Origin of the sequence: Anaerococcus porci, assembly GCF_009696575.1 — a bacterium.
Lineage (GTDB): Bacteria > Bacillota > Clostridia > Tissierellales > Peptoniphilaceae > Anaerococcus > Anaerococcus porci.
Window position 1 is genome coordinate 187,295 of sequence record NZ_VULQ01000001.1, and the last position, 21,439, is coordinate 208,733.

Consider the following 21,439-nt stretch of genomic DNA (forward strand, 5'->3'; position numbering starts at 1 on the left):
CCTAAAAGTTAAACTCTAGATAAATATTCTCCATTTCTTGTATCGATTTTAATAGTGTCACCTTCATTAACAAATACTGGTACATTTATAATTGCTCCAGTTTCAACCTCTGCAGGTTTTGTAACGTTAGTGGCTGTATCACCTTTTATTGCTGGCTCAGTTTTAACTACTTTTAACTCTACAAAGTTTGGTGCTTCAATAGAAAAAGGTTTATTCTTATAAAATCTCATTGTTGCTGTATCATTTTCTCTAATATATGATATAGCCTCTTCTACTGCATCATGATCCACTGGAATTTGTTCAAAAGTTTCTGGATCCATAAAATAATATAATTCACCATCATTGTACAAATATTGCATATCTTTTGTACTTATTATAGCTTGTTCAAACTTTTCATTTGGATTAAATGTTACATCTTTATTTCCACCATGCATAACAGATTTTATTTTAGCTCTTACAAATGCTGCTCCCTTGCCTGGCTTAACATGTTGGAAATCTATTACTTGATAAACATCCCCATTATATTCAAAAGTTATTCCTTTTCTTAAATCATTTGCTGATATCATAATTCCTCCTGATTGACTCTTTTTATCTTATTATACCACTTATAGAAACTTTTTTAAATTGATATGCAAATTTATGTAAAATTAACCTATATTTTTTCATATAGTAAAACATAAATCTGATATAATATAAGTGGTGATTAAAATGAAAAAAATAGGAATTATATCAGAATTTAACCCATTTCACAATGGTCATGAATACATATTAAAAGAAGCTAGAAAAATATCTCAAGCTGATATTCTTGTAAGTATAATGAGTGGCGATTTTGTCCAAAGAGGTCAAGCAAGTATTATTGATAAATATAAAAGAGCTAATTGTGCAATTAAATATTCTGACCTCATTGTTGAAATGCCTACATTTATAAGTTTACAATCTGCAAACTTTTTTGCTTATAAAAATATAGAATTATTAAATAAGATTAACATAGACTACTTAGCATTTGGAATTGAAAATATTGAAGAAAGTCAATTTTTTGATTATGCTAATGAAATTATCGATAATGAAGATAAGATAAATTTCAAGATCAGGGAATTTATGGATAACGGATACTCATATACAAAAGCTTCTTACTTAGCAAGCAATGAAATAATAGATGATACTTTATTTTTAACATCCAATAATATTCTTGCCCTAGAATATATAAGGGCTATCAAAAAAATAAACTCAAATATAAAGCCTATAGCAATAAAAAGAATTGGAGCAAACAATAGAGATTTATCTTTAGGAAAAGATATTTTCTCATCATCAACATCTATAAGAAATAATATAGAAAATGAAAATATAAATACATACTTACCTAAATATTCTTATGAAAAAATCCTTGCTTTTAAAGATGAATATAAAAATTTTCCAAAAGATGATTATATATATAATATTTTTAGATATAAAATTCTTGTAGAAAAAGCTCCAATGAATAAGTGTCTATGTTATGAAAATGGAATAGATAATCTGCTAAGAAAACTAGCTGAAAATAATAACAATTATAAAGACTTTTTAGAAAAAGCAATAAGTCAAAGATTTACAAAATCTAGAATTAGAAGACTAATTTTAAACTATTGCTTAGATAATTTTACAGAGTTGAATAATATAAACATTAACTTTTTAAAAGTCCTATCCTTTAGCGAAGATTCTAAAGTTTTATTAAAAAATAAAAATATAAATTTTGTAATTAGAAAAAAAGATGCCAACTCTTTAAATTTAGATAATAAAAAAATCTATGATAAAATGGTTGATTCTTCTAATCTATACTCTCTTATCATAGGTAGAGAATTAAACTATGATTTTACTAGACATATAAAAATTACTGAATGAAAATAAAATAAGACTCTATAATAATTTGTTTCTACAAAACTACAAGTTATTATAGAGTCTATTATAATATTTTTATAAAATTCTTAATTTTTTACTTGAAATTCTCAATATTTAATATTCCATCAAGTCTTTCAAGATAATTTTCATCTTGATTATGCGTTATTACTATTCTTGTTAAATCATTTAAGATAAAAATCAGATTTTCGATTACTTGTGCTGATTTTGGGTCTAATCCTGAAGTTGGTTCATCAAAGATTATTATCTTTACCTTATTTACTAAATCTCTTGCCAATTCTATTCTTTTCTCCTCCAGAAATAGTATTCTTATTAAGAATATTATTTTTGACCTTATTAGATAAAATTTTTAATCCAACTAAATCTATAACTTTATTATAAAGACTTACATCTATATCTTTATACATGCTTATATTGTTATATAAACTATCCTTAAGTATAAAATTATCTTGAGGTATATAATAATATATCTTCTTCTTTAAATTGCTTTAATGGTGTATTTTCAAAAAATATATTACCACTATAATCTTTTTCTATTTTCATTAATATCTTTGCAAGAGTTGATTTTCCTGAGCCACTAGAACCTATAATAGCATATGACTTGTATTTATCAAATTTAAAATTAAGGTCAGAAAAAACCAGTGTTTTTTTTATATTTGAAACTTAAATTATTTATAGTAATTTCTTGCTTTGGTGTAATTATTTTTTTAAATTTAACATTTTCACTTATGATTATCCCAGAAAAAATCTTATTTTTATGCTTTTAGATGTATTGAGTTCTACAAAGTGTCTGAATCCATCTGCTATAGCATTTGATGATGTTCATACAATTGTAATTGCAGAAAGTATCATAGTTGAATCTAAACTATTAAAAGAAATAAGTAAAGAACATATAGATACATTAATAATTAAAGTTATCCCACTTAAAGTAGTCATTGTTTCCATTAACATTCTTTTACTTATATTCAATTTTTTAATTGATTCTAATGCTTTTTTTATCACTTTTAGAAAAAAATCTACAAATGATTTGCTATTTTTTGATTGTTTTACTTGTAAATATCCATCTAAAGATTCATATAATTTATTCAAATAAATCTCATTATTATTAGAATATTCCATTTGTAAAAAATTTTTTTGGCAAAATTTTTTCCTACAAATAAAGGATACAAATATAACTGTTAACATTATTGCTACATGTATTCTTACCAAAAAAACAAAAATATTAAAACTTGACCAAGATACATACATGAGTAAACTAAATTTAATAAATAATTTAATCTAAATTGATCTACATCTTTATCAATAATATTTATATAATAGCTAGTATCAAATTTATATTTTGAAGTTTTCATCTTATATAAAGATTTCATATAATCTACTCTTATATCATCACTAATGTTTATAGTGAAATCATTAGCATATTTTTGACTTATATACATACACAAAAGATAAATTAGAAAAAAAGAGATAGATATCCCTATATAATATGTAGATTCTATAAATTCCCCATCTAACATAAGTCTTGTAATATTGGATAGGTCTAAAGAAGCAATACTAAAAAAACATATAGCAAACCAACTAGCAATTAGAGATATTATAAGAGATTTTTTATTTTTAAAAATATATTCTTTAATCATGATCTTGATTCCTTGATTTTTTCCTTTATATATTTATCTTTAATTTTTCTTTTAAATTCACATAATCTTCCATGTTTAGATTGTTTATAAAACAAAATAGATGCTGGACATACAGAGCAAGAATTTTTATTTATACACTCTTTACATCTTTTAAATTTCCTAATAGATTGTAAAATATTTGTTATCTTTCTGAGTTTAGAATTAAAAATATGTCCCTTATTATATTCTCCTAATTTGTAATCACCATGTCCTAAAAACATATGACAAGGTATAATATTTAGAAATGGATCAATTGCAAAAGAATGGATTCCTGCATCACAAAATATATCATCATAATAAGAGCTTGAAAACGATTTGTCTAACATTAATTTATTAGCTATATTATTTTCAATATCTAAATTATTTTCTTTATCTATATCTTTAAATTCTAAAGTATCATCACCATAACAATCTACAATAAGTGTCTTTGTATTTATTTAAGCAATATTTTTAAAAATTTGATTTTAATAGAATATAACATATTATATTAAATTAATTATAATTGAATTTATTATATATAAGATAATTAATATTATTGCTTAGAATATTAGTATTGTAATATTTTAGATAAAAAATAAACTCTAAATCATAAAAACTATGCGTTCTATGATAAAGAATTCATTTTTTAATTCTTATTTTTGATTTAATATATGTTGCCTGTTTTTTTCTAGAGATTGAGCTAGTTTATTAAAATTGTCACTAGATTTAGAAAATAATTGATCTACATATTGATAAGATTGTTTTTTAATACTATTTGCTTGATTGTTTGCTTCTTCAATTATTCTTCTAGCTTCATCTTTGGCCTGAGTTGTTATTTGATGTTCCGAAATCATCTTTTGATATTGGTTTTTAGCTTGTTCTTTGAAATTATTAATTTGACTATTAGCATTTTCTATTTTTGACTTAGCTTCATTTTCTGCTTCTTGTAAAATTCTATCCTTTTCATCATTAATCCATTGAGCATTTTTAATTTCTGCTGGTAATGAATCTCTCATTTCTCTTACAATTTCAAATATTTCATCTGGGTCTACTGAAACCTTTCTTGAAAATGGAACAGAACTAGCATTATCCATTATATCTTCTATTTCATCAATTAATTCATTAATATTTGCCATAATTACCTTCCTCCTATATCAACCTTATCTTCTATAGCTTTTTTTACATTTTTTGATACAAATTTGGATACATCTCCACCAAAACTTGCTAGCTCTCTTACTCCGCTTGAACTTATAAAGGAGTATCTTGGGTCTGATAGCAAAAATATAGTTTCAAAACCTGGATAAAGGCTAGAGTTAAATTGTGCAATATTAATTTCATATTCATAATCAGTCACAGCCCTTATACCTCTGACAATTGTCTTTGAATTTTCTTTTTTTGCAAAATCTACTAGCAAACCATCAAATTCTTTTACAACAACATTATCTAACTTGTATTCTTTTATGTCTTGCTTAATTAATTCTATTCTCTCTTCAATTGAAAAAAGAGTGTGTTTGACTTCATTTATTAATATAGCTACCACAACTTCATCAAACATTTTACTAAGTCTTTCAATTATATCTAAATGTCCAATAGTAATTGGGTCAAAGCTACCTGGATATATCACTTTCATAGCAATAAAATTTCACGATTTTCCTTCCATATTTTTTTTCTTTGATTAGTCTTAAATAATCCATGTCAGAAAAATCTAAATTTCTATCTGATTCGCTTATTATTATACCATTATTCTTCAATAAATGATAGTTTAATATAAGCTCTAGACTAATTTTAAGATAATCTTCTTTGTAGGGAGGATCTAAGAATATGTAATCAAATTTATAAGACTTATCCCTACAAATTTCTAAAGTTTTTCTAAAATCTCCTTTTATAGTTTCATTCTTTTTGTTAGAAATTTTTTCTAAATTTTCTTTAAGTATCTGATAATTAGACCTGTTTAATTCTCCAAATACAACAAAACTTGCTCCATGGGACAGAAATTCTATACCCATTTGACCAGTGCAAGCAAATAAGTCAAGTGCTGTAAAACTTTCCTTATAAGGATATAGTATAGTAAATATTGCCTCTTTTACTTTATTATCTGTTGGTCTTGAGTTTTTTGCTTTTGGAGATTTAAGATTAAATCCCTTATAGATTCCTGATATTACTCTCATTAGTTTAGTACAATTCCCTTATCAATGTTAAAATAATTTTCTAGATATTTTAGGTTTATATTTTTGAAATTTTCCTCTTTTGAAAATTCGAAAATTTCAAAACACAAATTAATCTCATTTTCTTTTAAGTTAAAATAGTCTATGTCATTTAAGTTTTTACCATGCTGAATTGTAGATAATATTTTTCCAGCACCTCTAAGCTTTAGATCTTTTCTAGCAATTTCAAAACCATCGTTAGAGTTTTTTATAATATTAAGCTTACTCTTTTCATTGAATTTTTCACATATTAAATAGCAATAAGACTCATACCTACCCCTACCTATTCTTCCTCTAAGTTGGTGAAGAGAAGATAGACCAAAATTATTGGCGTTGTATATAAGCATAGTATTAGCATTTTTAATATCTATACCAACCTCAATTACAGTTGTGGATATAAGTATATCTATATTTCCCTTTGAAAATTCTTTAAGTATATCTTCTTTTTCAATTGATTTTAATTTTCCATGAAGCTTTTTAACCTTATATTCTCTAAAGTTACTCTTATAATAAGAATATAAGTTTTCAACAGAATTCTTATCATCACTATCTATAGAATCACTTACTATATAAACTTGCCTACCCTCAGCTAATACTTTTTTTAACTTATTATCAATTGAGTTTCTCATAGATTCAAGAATTATTTCTGTTCTTATTTCTCCTCTTCCCTTAGGTAGCTCTGTTATTTGTGATAAATTCAACAATTTCGAAATTTTTAGATAAAGTGTTCTAGGTATAGGTGTAGCAGTCATTGTAAGATAATTAGCATTACTTCCCTTTTGATAGAGACTTTGTCTTTGTCTTACACCAAATCTATGTTGTTCATCAGCTACTATAAATTTCAGATTATTAAAATCTACATCATCAACTATTAAGGCATGGGTACCTATAAGAATGTCAATTTTACCTTTTTTAAGATCCATTTTAATCTTATCTTTATTTTTAGTCGATGATGTAAGAAGAGAAACTTTAAGGCCAAAAGATTCAATAAAATCTTTGTTTTTCTCATATTGTTGACTTGCTAGCACCTCTGTTGGTACCATCATTGCAGATTGGTATTTATTTAAACCAAAAATAATCATACTTATGATTGCTATAATTGTTTTTCCACTTCCAACATCCCCACAGAGTAGTCTATTCATAGGACTATTGCTATTTATATCATTTAAAATGTCGACCAATGACTTATACTGACTTGAGGTTAGCTCAAAATCAAGTTTTCCTAAAATTTCATCAAGATTATACTCTAAATCTAATTTTTGATAGTAGTTCTCCTTATTCATCAGATATATAAAAATCAATTCTTTTAAGAAATCTACAATTTTTATTTCAGACTTTGCTTTTTTTAATTTAATAATTGAACTTGGGCTATGAATTTCCTTTAAATTTGATAATTTACTAGAAAATTCAAACTTTCTTATTAGCTTGTTACCTAAAAAATTTTCATCCATATTGTAGTATTTTAAGGCCTCATTGATAAAATTTCGTAGGTTATTATTTGTTATAGATCTAGTTAAAGAATAGATTGGAATGATACTTCCAATACTTAAATCTTTAAGATTTGTAAACATCGGGTTATAACATTCAAAATTTTGCCCATCAGTTTTAACTTTGGTATAAAACTTATATGTCTCACCTATCTTCAGTTTTCTTGGTGAAAACTTATCATTAAACCATATTAATTTTATTTTTTTTTCATTTTCACTAGCATAAAGATAAGATATGGTAGATTTTCTTGAATACTTCATATAAATTTTTGATTCGATAGTCCATTCAAAATAGTGCTTGTTTTCATCAATATTTGAAGATAACATAAATTTTTTTGACCTATCCTCATACTCTTTTGGATAATAATTATATAAGTCACTAACTGAATTTATTGATAATCTTTGCAAACATTCTTTCTTCTTTTTACCAATACCCTTAATATCAGTAAGATCCATTATTTACTCCAAGGTAATTGTGTAATAATAAAGAGGTTGACCTCCATAAATCAATTCTACATCAACATCCTTAAATTTCTTTTCAATAGATTTTGAAAATTTCTTAGCTTCCTTATCATCAACATCCTCACCATAGTATATGGTAATTAAAGAAGTATCTTCATCGACAGCCTTGACTAAAGTATCCTTGGCAGTCCTATCTATAGTTTTTTTGCTTGTTACAATCTTATTATCAACAATTCCTATATATTCATTCTTTTTAATCGAAATATTATTTACATTGGTATCCCTGACTGCTATAGTCACTTCGCATACTTTGACATCTTCAATAGCTTCATTGAAATTCTCCATATTTTTATCTAATGACTGAGACTCATCAAATGATAAAAGTGCAGAAAATGATTCTGGTATTGATTTAGTTTCAACCACTCTACAATTTTTTTCGGATAAATCACAAGCTTGTTTAGCACTCATTATTATATTTTTATTATTTGGAAAAATTATAACATTTTCACTATCAATTTTTTCAATGGCCTTATAGATATCTTCAGTAGATGGATTCATAGTTTGTCCGCCTGAGATAATTTTATCCACATTTAGGCTTTCAAATACCTTATCATATCCCTCTCCTCTGGATATAGCAATAAAACCATATTTTTTAGAAGGTTTTTTATTAATATTAATATTTGCTAAAACACCTGGATTTGTATTTTCTATATTTAACTTAATCACATCATAATCTTTGATTATATCATATAGGTCATTTAAGCTATCACAATCAAAAGACACATCAAGTAACCCATTATCAATGTTTGTGCTTAAAGATGATGATATGTTATAAAATTTTTCTTCTAAAATTTTATAATCCTCATCTATTAATAAAATTAAATCAACATTATAGGATTTTGAAGGAATATCTTTTATTTCAAGTTTAGATAAGTCTGTTTCAATATCAATATCAGAATTAAGGGCTTTGAGAGCACCTTCTAATAAAAACATAAGTCCTTGACCACCTGAATCTACTACTTTTGCTTCTTTCAATACTGGTAGCAGATTAGGTGTATCTAATAAGGCCTTTTGACCTTTATTAATAATTTTTAAAAGATACTTATCTATATCAATATTATCTATATAAGAGTTTTCTGCTTCTTCAGCCATCAATCTTGATACTGTAAGAATAGTGCCTTCAGTAGGTTTCATTACAGCCTTATATGCTGTTTCATTGGCAACTTTAAAAATCTCCTTAATCTCTAATGCACTAATTGTATCTTTTCCCTTAATAGCCTTAGCCATACCCCTACAAAGTTGGGATAGGATAACTCCTGAATTTCCACGAGCCCCCATTAAGGTACCTTGGCTTAGAAGCTTTGCTATCTCATAGCAAGAACTTGTATCAATGCTCTTAACTTTGTCTACTCCAGACTTCATTGTCATAGTCATATTTGTACCAGTGTCTCCATCTGGCACTGGAAATACATTTAAACTATCCACAATATCTCTTTTCTCATTTAAAAGTTCGAAAGCCTTCACAATAAGGATTTTGAACTTAGAACTATCAATTTTCTTCATAATTCACCTAATTTTTAATTCCTTGAACTAATATATTCACATGATTTACACTAACATTTAGAGAGTGTTCAATATTATATTTAACATTTTCTATAATATTTTGACATACCACTGCGATTCTAACACCATAATTTAGTATCAAAGATATTTCTACTGTTACTGAACCGTCTATATTCCTTGAAACTTTCACACCCATATTCATATTATCTAGACCTAAAAGTTTATATATTCCATCTTTTGTACTTCTGCTTGCAAGTCCTACCACTCCATAAGACTCTATAACAGAAGATGCAGCAATATTTGCAATTACTGTTTCTGATATACTTACTTTACCGTAATTGTTTTTATATTTAATTGCCATATACTCCTCCATTAATTTTCTTCTAATTATCATTATACCATTAATTAGTCTCCTAGTATAATTGTATAAAAGTATTATATATAGTAATTTCTAAGATTGTCAAACATATGTAATAATCCTAGAAAAAAGTAAGCTTCAATACCCTATAACTGTCTATAATTTATTGTAAGTTGTTTGTAATTTATATTAATCTATGTGTATTTTTATATTTATTAACATTTTCCATAAAATTACTATGAATTTTACTTAATATAAGTGTTGCATTAGTTTTACAATTTATCAAACAATAAAAATAACCTTAAATTTGTTAAAAATCAAATTTAAGGTTATCTTAGAGTTAATATTTAATTTTAAGAAACAAGCTAATTATGAGTCTGAAGCGATATAATATAGTTTTAGTCGTTTTATTTAATCAATTTAAACCTATCATGTAAGCACTTTTAAAAACAATTATTGTCTAGAAAAATATTAGCAAGTTCTAATTTAAATGATTTTCCTATTTTCCAGCTAATCTCTTGTATGTTTGATATCTATCGTTAGCAGCTTTTTCTGCTTCTTGATACAACTGATCAGCAGTTTCTGGGAATGATCTCTTAAGTGAAGAATATCTTACTTCCCCTTGAATAAATTCTTGGAATGATTCTTTAGGTTCTTTAGAATCTAATTGGAATGGATTCTTTCCTTCATCAGCAAGTCTTGGATCAAATCTCCATAAGTGCCAGTAACCTGCATCAACTGCTTGTTTTTCTCTAAATTGAGATTTACCCATACCAATTCTGATACCGTGGTTGATACATGGAGCATAACAAATAATTAGAGATGGTCCATCATAACTTTCAGCTTCTTTCATAGCTTTTATTGTTTGATTTTGATTAGCTCCCATAGCTACTTGTGCTACATAAACATAACCATATGAAGTCATCATCAAGCCAAGATCTTTCTTTTTAACCTTCTTACCACTTGCAGCAAATTGTGCAACTGCTGATAATGGTGTAGCCTTAGATGATTGTCCACCTGTATTTGAGTAAACTTCTGTATCAAATACTAGTATGTTTATATTTTCTCCACTAGCAAGTACATGGTCTAGTCCACCAAATCCTATATCATAGCTCCATCCATCACCACCAAAAATCCATACTGATTTTTTAATCATATAATCTTTTAATGTATAGATTTTGTGTAATAAGTCTTTAGCCTTTTCATCTGATACTGATCTAGCTTTATCTTCAAGGTTTATAATCTTAGCTGTTGCTTCTTTAGAAGCCTTAACATCTTCTTTTCCCTCAAGCCATGCATTAAATGCTTCACTTAATTCAGAATCAATATTAAGTTCATTAAATTCATTCATATATGTTTCAAGGAGTAATTTATTTGAGTCAGCTGCAAGTTTCATACCATATCCATATTCTGCTGCATCTTCAAATAGAGAGTTACCCCAAGCTGGACCCTTACCGCAAGCATTTGTTGTATATGGTGTAGCTGGTGATGAAGCTCCCCAGATTGATGAACATCCTGTAGCATTTGCAATGTACATTCTATCACCAAATAGTTGAGTTACAAGCTTGGCATATGGTGTTTCACCACAACCAGCACAAGCACCTGAGAATTCAAGAAGTGGTTGTTTAAATTGAGATCCTTTAAGTGTCATTGGATCCATAACATCTTCTTTATATCCTACTACTTCATGTGCATATTCCCAATGATCTTTTTCAAGTTCAACTTGTTGTTCGAAAGGTTTCATTAGCAAGGCTTTTTTTGGAGCTGGACATACATCAGCACAATTTCCACAACCTGTACAATCAAGTGGTGAAACTTGAATTCTGAATTCATAACCATCCATTCCCTTACCAATTGCTTTCTTTGTTTCAAATCCTTCCGGTGCATTTGCTTTTTCTTCTTCTGTTACTAAGAATGGTCTAATTACAGCATGAGGACAAACATATGAGCATTGGTTACATTGTATACAATTATCTATTTGCCATTCAGGTACATTAAGAGCAATTCCTCTTTTTTCATATTTAGTTGTACCTGGTTCAAAGTCTCCATTAGTACTATCTTTGAAAGCTGATACTGGTAGTTCATCTTCTTTTTGCTCAATCATTGGTTTAACGATATTTTTAATGAATTCTGGAAGTTCTTTTTCTTCTTTTTCTTCATCTTTTGCATCAGCCCAAGATTCAGGAACTTCAACTTTAACTACTGCATCAATTCCTTCATCTACTGCTTTGTAGTTCATATTTACTATGTCGTCACCTTTGTGACCATATGATTTAACTATAGAATCTTTTAAGTATTTAACAGCTTCATCTATAGGAATTACTTGTGATAAGTTAAAGAATGCTGATTGCATTATCATATTTGTTCTTGAACCTAATCCTACTCTTTCAGCTATGTGAGATGCATCAATAATATAGAACTCTATATTGTGTTTAGCTAAATATCTCTTCATTTTTGCTGGAAGGTGTTCTTCAAGTTCATCTACTGACCATGAACAGTTAAGTAAGAAAGTTCCTCCATCTTTAAGACCTTCAAGTAAGTCATATTGATTAACATAAGCTGGTTTTGAACATGAAATAAAGTCAGCTTCATCTAGTAGGTAAGTTGATTTAATAGGGTTTGAACCAAATCTTAAGTGAGATACTGTTAAACCACCTGATTTTTTAGAGTCATAGTCAAAGTAGCCTTGAGCATACATTTCTGTATTATCACCAATGATTTTTATTGCTTGTTTGTTAGCACCAACTGTTCCATCAGATCCAAATCCCCAGAATTTACATCTGTGAGTTCCCTCTTGTCTAATTCTTAAGTCAGTTCTTTCAAGTGATTTATATGTTAAATCATCAGTAATTGAAAGTGTAAAGTCATCTTTCATTTCACCTTCAAGATTGTTAAACACTGCTTCAATATCTGCAGGTATTGTATCTTTAGATGAAAGTCCATATCTACCACCAATTATTTGTGGTTTATCTTCAACATCATAGTATGCTGATTTAACATCTAATAATAATGGTTCGCCAATTGAGCCTTTTTCTTTTGTTCTATCAAGTACAGCTATTTTCTTAACTGTTTTTGGTATAGCTTTTAATAAGTGATCTTTAGAGAATGGTCTGTAAAGATGAACTTCTATCATACCAACTTTTCTTCCGTCTTCTATTAACTTATCAATTGCTTCTTCAGCTGCTTGACAAACTGAACCCATAGCTATAATAATTTCTTCAGCATCATCTGCACCATAGAAATTGAATAATTCATAATTTGTTCCGATTAATTCATTTATCTTGTGCATGTAATTTTCTGTGATTCCAACGATGTCTGTATAAGCTGGATTAGAAGCTTCCATTCTTTGGAAGAAAATATTCTTTTCAGATGTACCAATTGTTTTTGGTCTTTCTGGATTTAATGATTCATTTTTAAATTTATCAACTGCTTCATAATCTACTAATGGAGCTAAATCATCATAATCCCAAACTTCTATTTTTTGAATTTCATGACTTGTTCTGAAACCATCAAAGAAGTTGCAAAATGGAATTCTTCCTTCTATAGCTGATAAGTGAGCTACTGGAGATAAGTCCATTACTTCTTGAACTGAGCCTGAGCATAGCATAGCAAATCCTGTTTGTCTTGCTGCCATAACATCAGAATGATCTCCATAAATTGAAAGTGCGTGAGTAGCTAAAGTTCTAGCTGCAACATGGAATACACCTGGTAATCTTTCTCCAGCAATTTTATACATATTAGGAATCATTAATAATAATCCTTGACTTGCTGTATATGTAGTAGTAAGTGCTCCTGCTGCTAATGCACCGTGTACAGCTCCTGCTGCACCTGCTTCTGATTGCATTTCTTTAACTTCTACTGGTCTTCCGAATACATTCTTTCTACCGTTTGCTGCCCATACATCTACTGATTCAGGCATTGGTGATGAAGGTGTTATAGGATAGATTGTTGCAACATCAGTAAACGCATATGATACGTGAGCTGCTGCTGTATTACCATCCATAGTCTTCATAGCTCTTTTAATTGTCATTTAAGACCTCCTAAAAATTATATGAATCAATTATCGTTAACACTATTATGAGTATAATAAATATCCTTATTTAAGTCAAGTAATTAATGATTTAAAAAATGTCTAGTCTTCTAAATCATTAAATAAGTTTTCGGTCATTACCTTTGCTGCGTTATATCCCATAGACTTTTCTCTTTGGTTCATTGCTGCCACTTCTACAATCATAGCAATATTTCTTCCAGCTCTCACAGGAACAAGAATTTTAGGAAGTTGAACTCCTAAAAGGTCTGTATAATGATCATCTAATCCTAACCTATCATATTCATAATCTTCTCTCCAATGTTCAAGCTCAATTACCATATCAATATCTGTATATACCTTAACTGAACCTGTACCATAAAGCCTTCTAATATCTAATATCCCAAGACCTCTTATTTCTGTATAGTGTCTTATATTTTTTGGAGCCTGACCTACAACTTTATTATCATAGGATGCAATTTCCACTAAATCATCAGCAACAAGTCTATGACCTCTTGATACAAGATCAAGTGCCGTTTCACTTTTCCCTACTGAACTTTCCCCTAATATAAGTACACCTACACCGTATACTTCAAGTAACTCTCCATGAACTTGAGTTCTTTGAGCAAATACATATTCTAACTCTTGGGATATAAGTGAAGTAAGCCTTGTTGTAGGAAGTTTACTTCTTAATATACTTATATCATAATAGTCAGCTAAGTCTAGCATATCTTTGGGTAGTCCTGCATTGTATGAGAAAATTATTGCGGGCATATTATATGATAAAATACCTCTAAATCTTTCATATTGCATTCTATTATCAAGACTTGTTAGGTAGTTATACTCGACACTTCCTATTATTTGCAAACGTCTATAAGGAAATTCTTCCAAAAAACCTGTAAGTTGTAATCCTGGTCTATTGATATCAGGACTTGTAATCTCAACTTCATCAAAGTCACTTGACTTATGAACTATTTCAAGCTTTAAATTATTTACTACATCCCTTAATTTTACACTAGTTCTTCTAGTCATATTCTCCCCTTAACTATTTAGTTTAAAGTACTTAATTATATCAAGAGCTTGATTTTTACTAATTAAATCAACCTCCATCAACTCTTCTAAATTTGCATTTTTTATATTATTAATCGTTTTAAAGTGATTAAATAAATTTTCTTTCTTTTTTTTGCCTATGCCCTTTATATTATCAAGCTCTGACTTTTTCATTGCATTTGTCATAAGTTTTCTATGATAATTTATTGCAAACCTATGGGCCTCTTCTTGAATTTCATATATGAGTTTATAGACTGGATCTCTTCTTTTTATACTTATTTCCTGATTTTCATAAATAATAGCCCTTGTCGTATGTTTATTATCTTTTACAAGTCCTGCTACTTCTATATTTAAATTAAATTTTTTAAGTACTGTTTTTGCAATCTTTACTTGCCCCTTACCACCATCCATCAAAATCAAGTCTGGAAGTTTACCAAATCCTGTAGATGTATTATTTTCCTTTATTTCTTTTTCTCCTCTTTTAAATCTTCTTGTTAATACTTCTTCTAATGAAGCATAATCATCTGGTCCTTCTACTGTTTTTATCTTAAATTTCCTATATTCTTTTCTCTCAGGTAATCCATCTTCAAATACTACCATAGACCCTACTGTTTGAACACCAGCAGTATTGGAAATATCATAAGCTTCAATTCTTTTAATGGACTTAAGATTTAAAACCTGCTTAAGACCATTAAGTCCCCTATGTTTTTTCCTCTCCTTTTCTTCGAGTCTTTTTTCATATTTTTTCATCATATCACTAGCATTTCTTTCAGCCATTTTAATCAAATCTTTTTTTCTACCTAATTTAGGTTGAATTATAGAAACCTTGGAGCCTTTTTTCTTTTCAATAAATGAGGTTAATGCACCAAGATCTGAGGGTAGAATAGCTACCAAAATTTCTTTAGGAATATACATAAGATTTAAATAAAATTGTTTCATAAAAGATGCCATAATATCTTCTTCTTTTTCTCTATAATCATCTTTTAATATAAAATGTTCCCTATCCACAATTTTTCCATCTCTCATGAAAAATACCTGCATAGTTACATAAAATAATCCCTTGCTCATAGCTATAATATCAATATCTTCTTGATTTGTATTTGTAACCTTTTGTTTTTGAGAAATTGTAGAAAGTGCCCTATGATAGTCTCTATACTTAGCTGCATTTTCAAAATCAAGATTCTTACTTGCATAATTCATTTTATCTATTACAAGCTTCGGTATTTCATTAGACTTATTTTCTAAAAATTCTCTAATTGTTTTTATATTTTCCATATAGGATTTTTCTTTTTCTTTACCTATACAAGGTCCATTGCATCTTTTTATATAGTAATTAAGACAAGGTCTATCTAATTGTTGTCCCTTGTCAAAATTAATATTACAAGTCCTAAAAGGAAAAAGTATGTGAAATAATTCTATAACATCGTTGACAGCATAGGCATCAGGATAAGGTCCATAATAATGTCCCTTATCCCTTTTTACATTTCTTACCTTTTCTATTCTAGGATATTTTTCATTTGTAATTTTTATATAAGGATATTGCTTATCATCTCTTAGTACTATATTGTATTTTGGTCTATTTTTTTTAATTAAATTCGACTCTAGAACAAGGGCCTCAACTTCATTTTCAACAATTATATATTCAAATATTTTTACATGACTTACCATAGCAAGTACTTTTCTACCCTTATTGGCGTTATTGTCAAAGTACTGTCTGACACGTTTTTTTAAATTAATCGCTTTGCCTACATATATTATTTCGTCATTTTTATCCCTCATTATATAAACACCAGGTAAATCTGGTAAGTCTTTTAATTTAGCTTTTATTTGATTATTTATCAAATTTCCCTACAACTCTCTTTCAAATATTCTAAATCACTTCCTTCAAGATATGGAGAAAGAATTTCTTCACATTTCTTATTATATGAGTTAAGCCAGTCTATTTCCCATCTTTCTAACATATCTATATTAACAGGTCTTGTATCTATTGGAACAAAGGTTAAACATTCAAATTTCATAAATTTTCCGAATTCATTTGTAAAATCTTCCTTTACATATACTTCACTTTCAATTCTTATTCCATGCCTATTTGCTATATAGAGACCAGGTTCTATAGATGTAGTCATATTTTCTATAAATTCTGTATTATCAAAGGCTGATATCCTATTTGGTCCTTCATGAACTGTGAGTGTAAAACCCACCCCATGACCTGTACCATGGAAAAAGTCTTTTCCAGCCTTCCATAATGGATATTTTGCAATAGCATCAAGTCTTTGTCCATTTGTTTTTTCTTTAAATTTAGCGCTCATTAATGCAATATGAGACTTTAATACCAAAGTATAGTTTTCTTTTTCTTCTTCAGTAAGTTTTCCTAAGGAAATTGTTCTTGTTATATCAGTAGTTCCTTCCATATAGTGAGCTCCAGAATCAACTAGTAAAAGAGATCTTTCTTCTAAAGTCTTTGAAGATAATGAATTTGATGAATAATGAACTATAGCCCCATTTTCCTTGTAACCTGCTATAGTTTCAAAAGAATCTTCAATATAAGATTCATTCTCACTCCTTAAGTCATGAAGTTTTTTACTAGCTATAAGCTCTGTCAAAGAACCTGTTTTAGTTCCAACTTCAACCCAATTAAAGAACTTAACAAGAGTTAAAGCATCTATTAAATAAGCTTTTTTTTCATTTTCAAGTTCTACATCATTTTTGATTGCCTTCATCTTTGTAGATAAATTGATTCCTGTCATTATTCTTACATTTGAATTTATTGAATCATAAATTAATACATTAGTTCTTTCGGGATCTAGATAAATTCTATTTTTTCCCCTTATATCTTTAAGTAATGTATAAATATAGTCATATGAATGTAGCTTAACATTATTTTCTTTTAAATATTCCTCTACCTTATCATCTATTTTATCAAGGTCAACACAAAGATGAATCTCATCCATAGATATTAAAAGATATGATAAAAACACTGGATTATACTCTATATCATTTCCCCTAATATTTAGCAGATAGCATATATCTTCAGGTGAACCTATAAAATTATAATCACAATTTTTATCTTTAAGTTCAGTTCTTAACCTTTTAATCTTTGACTCTAAACTTTCCCCTACATATTCTAAATCATATACCCAAACTTTTTCTTTAGGAAGACTTGGTCTGTCATTCCATATTTTTGATATATAATCTATATCATAAACCAAAGCACGTGAACCCATATTCTCACTTAAATTTTTGTAGTCTTTTACGGAAAAACAATTACCATCAAAGCCGATTTTCCCAAACTCACTAACTTCTTCCAATAAAAACTCTTCTATGCTTGGATCTTCCTCAAAGCCAAGCTTATAAAACTCAAACTCAGTAAATTCTAGTTCTTTCTCTGCTTGAAGAAAATATCTAGAATCCGTCCAAAGCCTTGCTTTGTCCATAGTTATAACACAAGTACCTGCTGAACCAGTAAATCCAGAAATAAACTCACGGGTTTTATAATAATTACTAATATATTCTGATTGATGAGGATCAGATGTATTTACTATATAGGCGTCAATTTGACGACTTGCCATCAATTCTCGTAACTTTCTTAGTTTTTCATCTATATTCATAAAAGCTCCTTTATATTAAATCTTATCTTTCTATTATTATACCATTGTTAAATAATATAAAAATTGATTTTTTAATCCCCTTTGCATATAATAATTAAGGCTAATGAAAGAATAAAAAAAGAGAGAGTGATTAAATGAAATTAGGAATTGTTGGTCTACCAAACGTAGGCAAGTCAACACTATTTAATGCCATAACAAAGGCAGGAGCAGAAATTGCAAACTACCCATTCTGTACGATAGACCCAAATGTAGGTCTTGTAAATGTACCAGATGAAAGGTTAGACTACCTTGCAAAAATGCATAATTCAAAAAAAATAGTTCCTGCTGCAATAGAATTTTATGATATTGCAGGTCTTGTAAAAGGTGCTAGTAAAGGTGAGGGTTTAGGAAATAAATTTTTATCAAACATTAGGGAAACAGATGCAATAGTAGAAGTTTTGCGTTGCTTTAACGATCCAAATGTAACCCATGTAGACGGATCTATTGACCCATTAAGAGATATAGAAACCATAAATCTCGAGTTAATCCTTGCTGATTTAGAACTTGTTGATAAGGTATTGGTTAAAAGGGAAAAGATTGCAAAGTCTGATAAAAGTGTGAGAAATGAAGTAGAGCTTTTAAAAAAAATTAAAGAAATTTTAGAAGAAGGAAAATCAGCTAGAGTATTAAATCTTAATGATGATGATATGTCACTTCTTAAATCCTATCAACTTCTATCAACTAAACCTATAATATATGTATGTAATGTAGACGAAAGCGATGTAATTGATAATGGAAATTCAAATAAATATGTAAATCAAGTAAGAGAGTTTGCAAAAGAGGAAAACTCCCAAGTATCAGTAGTAAGTGCTAAGATTGAGGAGGAGATTTCAAACCTTGATACAGATGAAGAGAAAAAGGAATTCTTAGCAATGATCGGTCTTCAAGAGTCAGGATGTGACCAAGTTATAAGAGATTCATATAAAACACTTAACTTAATTTCATTTTTAACTACGGGAGAAGATGAAACTAGAGCTTGGACAATTACTAAGGGGACAAAGGCAGTTGATGCTGCTGGAAAAATTCATACTGATATCCAAAGAGGATTTATAAAAGCCGAGATTGTAAGCTTTGATATCCTTAAAGAATATGGTAATATGGCAAAAGTTAAAGAACATGGTCAACTTCGAATGGAAGGAAAAGACTATGTTATGAAAGACGGCGATATTACGAACTTTAAATTTAATGTTTAGGTGTAATATGAAGAAACAAGCTAAACTTATTGTTCACACAGGTTCAATGTTTTCAGGAAAGACAACTTCACTTTGGAGAGAACTATATAGAATGAAGATTGCAGGGTATAAAACTGTTGCCTTTAAACCTTCAGTAGATTCAAGACATGAAGATGAAAAAATTATAAGCCACGATAATCTTGAACTTGATGCTTTGAAAATAGATTCTATTAATGACATTTTAGAATATAGTTCAAGAAATGAAGTTGATGCTATTGGAATAGATGAAGTTCAATTTTTCCCAGATAATCCAACAGAAATCGTAGAGTGTTTTCTAAAACTTATGAAGTCCCACATAACAATTGTAGTATCTGGACTTGATATGGACTATAAAGCAAGACCTTTTGAGATAGTGAAGGAACTTATGCCTATTGCAGATGAACTTATCAAACACCATGCTATCTGTGCATCATGTGGAGAAGATGCCTGGGTATCATTTAGAAAATCATATAATGAAGAGAGAATAGAAATAGGAGCTCAGGGTTCATATGAACCTTTATGTAGATCTTGCTACACAAAAAAGATGAAAGATAGAGAAAAATCTAAGAACCAAATATCAATTGAAAAATATAAAAAAACACTGTAAGATTTTAAAATCTTACAGTATTTTTGTGTTTATATTATCTTTCTACAACTAGGGCAGTTCCCATTCCTCCACCTATACAGAGTGTTGCTAGACCCTTTTTAGAATCTCTTTTTTCCATTTCATATAAAAGTGTTGTAAGAATTCTTGCTCCAGATCCTCCTATTGGATGGCCTATAGCAATCGCTCCACCATTTACATTTGTTTTTTCAGGATCAAATCCCATTTCATTTCTTACTGCATAAGATTGAGCTGCAAAAGCTTCATTGGATTCAATCAAATCAAGTTCATCAACTGTAACACCGGCTTTTTCTAAAGCTTTTTTACTTGATGGGATTGGACCTGTTCCCATAATTTTTGGATCAACACCTGCTGATGCATATCCTATAATTGTTGCAAGAGGTTTTACTCCCAATTCTTTAGCTTTTTCTTCACTCATAATTACAAGACATGCTGCACCATCATTGATTCCTGATGCGTTGGCTGCTGTTACTGTACCATCTTTGATAAAAGCTGATCTAAGTTTAGAAATATTTTCTTTAGTAACTCCATCTCTTATATATTCATCATCTTCAACAACTGTAACATTACCTTTTCTGTCAGTAATTTCTACAGGAACTATTTCATCTTTAAACCTTCCTTCAGCACGAGCTTTACTTGCTCTTTGTTGACTTACTGCTGCAAGATCATCTTGCATTTCTCTTGTAATACCATATTTTTCAGCTACATTTTCAGCTGTAACTCCCATATGATAGTTATTATAAATATCCCAAAGTCCATCAATAATCATTTCATCAACAAGTTTTTTATCACCCATTCTAGCTCCCCATCTAGCTTCATCGATTAAGAATGGAGCATTAGACATAGATTCGGTTCCTCCTGCTAAAACTACATCTACATCACCTGCTAAAATCATTTGAGCTGCTAGTGATACTGTTCTAAGACCTGAACCACAAACCTTATTAATTGTCATTGCTGGAACTGTTTCTGGAACTCCTGCCCCTAAAGAAACTTGTCTAGCAACATTTTGACCTAATCCTGCTTGTAATACACAACCTAATACTGTCTCTTCTATATCTTCTGGTTTAATTCCTGCTCTTTCAATTGCTGCTTTTGCAGCAACAACCCCTAAATCAACTGCACTTTTTGATTTTAAACTGCCTCCGAAGCTTCCTACTGGTGTTCTTGCTGCACTTGCAATAACTACTTTTCTTGTCATATTTTCCCCTTTCAATATTTGATAAATAATTAACTTATATGTAGATTATAACACGTGGTTAA

21 protein-coding genes are annotated in these 21,439 nt (G+C 28.9%); 3 read left to right on the top strand and 18 right to left on the bottom strand.

The genetic code is table 11. From position 1 onward, the window contains the following. Window positions 1-8: 8 nt before the first annotated feature. Window positions 9-566 carry an elongation factor P gene (gene efp, locus FYJ26_RS00935; protein ID WP_154538865.1) on the bottom strand — a complete coding sequence of 186 codons (558 nt, stop codon included), beginning with the start codon at window positions 564-566 and terminating at the stop codon, window positions 9-11. Between the two features lie 142 nt (window positions 567-708). Here efp and FYJ26_RS00940 point away from each other — a divergent pair, with 142 nt between their 5' ends. Beyond that, complete coding sequence (locus FYJ26_RS00940) at window positions 709-1,875, top strand: nucleotidyltransferase family protein (RefSeq protein ID WP_154538866.1); 1,167 nt, start codon at window positions 709-711, stop codon at window positions 1,873-1,875. 91 nt (window positions 1,876-1,966) lie between these two features. Here the strand turns inward: FYJ26_RS00940 and FYJ26_RS11300 are convergent, their stop codons facing one another. The 16 genes from FYJ26_RS11300 to FYJ26_RS01015 form a co-directional block, all read right to left on the bottom strand. Next, window positions 1,967-2,167 (bottom strand): hypothetical protein, encoded by a 201-nt coding sequence (locus FYJ26_RS11300; RefSeq protein WP_154538867.1) that lies wholly within the window; start codon window positions 2,165-2,167, stop codon window positions 1,967-1,969. Further along, window positions 2,145-2,297, bottom strand: a complete 153-nt coding sequence (locus FYJ26_RS11305) for a hypothetical protein (RefSeq protein WP_195837830.1) — start codon at window positions 2,295-2,297, stop codon at window positions 2,145-2,147. The genes FYJ26_RS11300 and FYJ26_RS11305 overlap by 23 nt, the downstream gene beginning before the upstream one ends. Before the next feature lie 37 nt (window positions 2,298-2,334). Beyond that, on the bottom strand, window positions 2,335-2,544 hold the full coding sequence (locus FYJ26_RS00950; RefSeq protein WP_326831225.1) for an ATP-binding cassette domain-containing protein: 210 nt from the start codon (window positions 2,542-2,544) through the stop codon (window positions 2,335-2,337). 168 nt (window positions 2,545-2,712) lie between these two features. Beyond that, window positions 2,713-2,979, bottom strand: coding sequence for a hypothetical protein (locus FYJ26_RS00955; protein WP_154538868.1), 267 nt, complete (start codon window positions 2,977-2,979; stop codon window positions 2,713-2,715). Window positions 2,980-3,092: 113 nt separating this feature from the next. Further along, window positions 3,093-3,527 (bottom strand): hypothetical protein, encoded by a 435-nt coding sequence (locus tag FYJ26_RS00960; RefSeq protein WP_154538869.1) that lies wholly within the window; start codon window positions 3,525-3,527, stop codon window positions 3,093-3,095. Then, complete coding sequence (locus FYJ26_RS00965; RefSeq protein WP_154538870.1) at window positions 3,524-3,892, bottom strand: SPASM domain-containing protein; 369 nt, start codon at window positions 3,890-3,892, stop codon at window positions 3,524-3,526. The genes FYJ26_RS00960 and FYJ26_RS00965 overlap by 4 nt, the downstream gene beginning before the upstream one ends. A gap of 306 nt (window positions 3,893-4,198) precedes the next feature. Then, entirely contained in the window at window positions 4,199-4,681 is a 483-nt protein-coding gene (locus FYJ26_RS00970; protein ID WP_154538871.1) for an ATPase, read from the bottom strand. Window positions 4,682-4,683: 2 nt separating this feature from the next. Then, window positions 4,684-5,175 carry a pantetheine-phosphate adenylyltransferase gene (gene coaD, locus FYJ26_RS00975; RefSeq protein WP_154538872.1) on the bottom strand — a complete coding sequence of 164 codons (492 nt, stop codon included), beginning with the start codon at window positions 5,173-5,175 and terminating at the stop codon, window positions 4,684-4,686. Then, the gene (gene rsmD / locus FYJ26_RS00980) at window positions 5,153-5,713 is read right to left on the bottom strand and encodes a 16S rRNA (guanine(966)-N(2))-methyltransferase RsmD (protein WP_154538873.1); all 561 of its coding nucleotides are present in this window, start codon (window positions 5,711-5,713) and stop codon (window positions 5,153-5,155) included. Before rsmD ends, coaD begins: the two co-directional genes overlap by 23 nt. Further along, window positions 5,713-7,692 carry an ATP-dependent DNA helicase RecG gene (locus FYJ26_RS00985; protein WP_154538874.1) on the bottom strand — a complete coding sequence of 660 codons (1,980 nt, stop codon included), beginning with the start codon at window positions 7,690-7,692 and terminating at the stop codon, window positions 5,713-5,715. Before FYJ26_RS00985 ends, rsmD begins: the two co-directional genes overlap by 1 nt. 3 nt (window positions 7,693-7,695) lie before the next feature. After that, window positions 7,696-9,261 carry a DAK2 domain-containing protein gene (locus FYJ26_RS00990; protein ID WP_154538875.1) on the bottom strand — a complete coding sequence of 522 codons (1,566 nt, stop codon included), beginning with the start codon at window positions 9,259-9,261 and terminating at the stop codon, window positions 7,696-7,698. Window positions 9,262-9,268: 7 nt separating this feature from the next. Then, on the bottom strand, window positions 9,269-9,622 hold the full coding sequence (locus FYJ26_RS00995) for an Asp23/Gls24 family envelope stress response protein (protein WP_154538876.1): 354 nt from the start codon (window positions 9,620-9,622) through the stop codon (window positions 9,269-9,271). Window positions 9,623-10,118: 496 nt separating this feature from the next. Further along, complete coding sequence (gene nifJ, locus FYJ26_RS01000; protein ID WP_154538877.1) at window positions 10,119-13,649, bottom strand: pyruvate:ferredoxin (flavodoxin) oxidoreductase; 3,531 nt, start codon at window positions 13,647-13,649, stop codon at window positions 10,119-10,121. Window positions 13,650-13,751: 102 nt separating this feature from the next. Beyond that, the gene (hprK, locus tag FYJ26_RS01005; protein ID WP_154538878.1) at window positions 13,752-14,678 is read right to left on the bottom strand and encodes an HPr(Ser) kinase/phosphatase; all 927 of its coding nucleotides are present in this window, start codon (window positions 14,676-14,678) and stop codon (window positions 13,752-13,754) included. 9 nt (window positions 14,679-14,687) lie between these two features. After that, window positions 14,688-16,535 carry an excinuclease ABC subunit UvrC gene (uvrC, locus tag FYJ26_RS01010; protein ID WP_176269397.1) on the bottom strand — a complete coding sequence of 616 codons (1,848 nt, stop codon included), beginning with the start codon at window positions 16,533-16,535 and terminating at the stop codon, window positions 14,688-14,690. Then, on the bottom strand, window positions 16,535-18,304 hold the full coding sequence (locus FYJ26_RS01015; RefSeq protein WP_154538880.1) for an aminopeptidase P family protein: 1,770 nt from the start codon (window positions 18,302-18,304) through the stop codon (window positions 16,535-16,537). The genes uvrC and FYJ26_RS01015 overlap by 1 nt, the downstream gene beginning before the upstream one ends. 134 nt (window positions 18,305-18,438) lie before the next feature. Between FYJ26_RS01015 and ychF the strand changes: the two genes are divergently transcribed. After that, window positions 18,439-19,536 (top strand): redox-regulated ATPase YchF, encoded by a 1,098-nt coding sequence (gene ychF / locus FYJ26_RS01020; RefSeq protein ID WP_154538881.1) that lies wholly within the window; start codon window positions 18,439-18,441, stop codon window positions 19,534-19,536. A gap of 7 nt (window positions 19,537-19,543) precedes the next feature. Then, window positions 19,544-20,161, top strand: a complete 618-nt coding sequence (locus FYJ26_RS01025; protein WP_154538882.1) for a thymidine kinase — start codon at window positions 19,544-19,546, stop codon at window positions 20,159-20,161. Window positions 20,162-20,195: 34 nt separating this feature from the next. On the opposite strand, the gene FYJ26_RS01030 is transcribed toward FYJ26_RS01025, so the two are convergent. After that, the gene (locus tag FYJ26_RS01030) at window positions 20,196-21,377 is read right to left on the bottom strand and encodes an acetyl-CoA C-acetyltransferase (protein WP_154538883.1); all 1,182 of its coding nucleotides are present in this window, start codon (window positions 21,375-21,377) and stop codon (window positions 20,196-20,198) included. Window positions 21,378-21,439 lie beyond the last annotated feature (62 nt).

Bases quoted from the DNA above. Each gene is read 5' to 3' on its own strand.
- hprK (WP_154538878.1), bottom strand. From the start codon at position 14,678: ATGACTAGAAGAACTAGTGTAAAATTAAGGGATGTAGTAAATAATTTA.
- FYJ26_RS01030 (WP_154538883.1), bottom strand. From the start codon at position 21,377: ATGACAAGAAAAGTAGTTATTGCAAGTGCAGCAAGAACACCAGTAGGA.
- FYJ26_RS00965 (WP_154538870.1), bottom strand. From the start codon at position 3,892: ATGTTAGACAAATCGTTTTCAAGCTCTTATTATGATGATATATTTTGT.
- nifJ (WP_154538877.1), bottom strand. From the start codon at position 13,649: ATGACAATTAAAAGAGCTATGAAGACTATGGATGGTAATACAGCAGCA.
- efp (WP_154538865.1), bottom strand. From the start codon at position 566: ATGATATCAGCAAATGATTTAAGAAAAGGAATAACTTTTGAATATAAT.
- FYJ26_RS11305 (WP_195837830.1), bottom strand. From the start codon at position 2,297: ATGTATAAAGATATAGATGTAAGTCTTTATAATAAAGTTATAGATTTA.
- FYJ26_RS00985 (WP_154538874.1), bottom strand. From the start codon at position 7,692: ATGGATCTTACTGATATTAAGGGTATTGGTAAAAAGAAGAAAGAATGT.
- FYJ26_RS00970 (WP_154538871.1), bottom strand. From the start codon at position 4,681: ATGGCAAATATTAATGAATTAATTGATGAAATAGAAGATATAATGGAT.
- ychF (WP_154538881.1), top strand. From the start codon at position 18,439: ATGAAATTAGGAATTGTTGGTCTACCAAACGTAGGCAAGTCAACACTA.
- coaD (WP_154538872.1), bottom strand. From the start codon at position 5,175: ATGAAAGTGATATATCCAGGTAGCTTTGACCCAATTACTATTGGACAT.
- FYJ26_RS00960 (WP_154538869.1), bottom strand. From the start codon at position 3,527: ATGATTAAAGAATATATTTTTAAAAATAAAAAATCTCTTATAATATCT.
- FYJ26_RS00990 (WP_154538875.1), bottom strand. From the start codon at position 9,261: ATGAAGAAAATTGATAGTTCTAAGTTCAAAATCCTTATTGTGAAGGCT.
- FYJ26_RS01025 (WP_154538882.1), top strand. From the start codon at position 19,544: ATGAAGAAACAAGCTAAACTTATTGTTCACACAGGTTCAATGTTTTCA.
- FYJ26_RS00995 (WP_154538876.1), bottom strand. From the start codon at position 9,622: ATGGCAATTAAATATAAAAACAATTACGGTAAAGTAAGTATATCAGAA.
- FYJ26_RS00940 (WP_154538866.1), top strand. From the start codon at position 709: ATGAAAAAAATAGGAATTATATCAGAATTTAACCCATTTCACAATGGT.
- rsmD (WP_154538873.1), bottom strand. From the start codon at position 5,713: ATGAGAGTAATATCAGGAATCTATAAGGGATTTAATCTTAAATCTCCA.
- FYJ26_RS01015 (WP_154538880.1), bottom strand. From the start codon at position 18,304: ATGAATATAGATGAAAAACTAAGAAAGTTACGAGAATTGATGGCAAGT.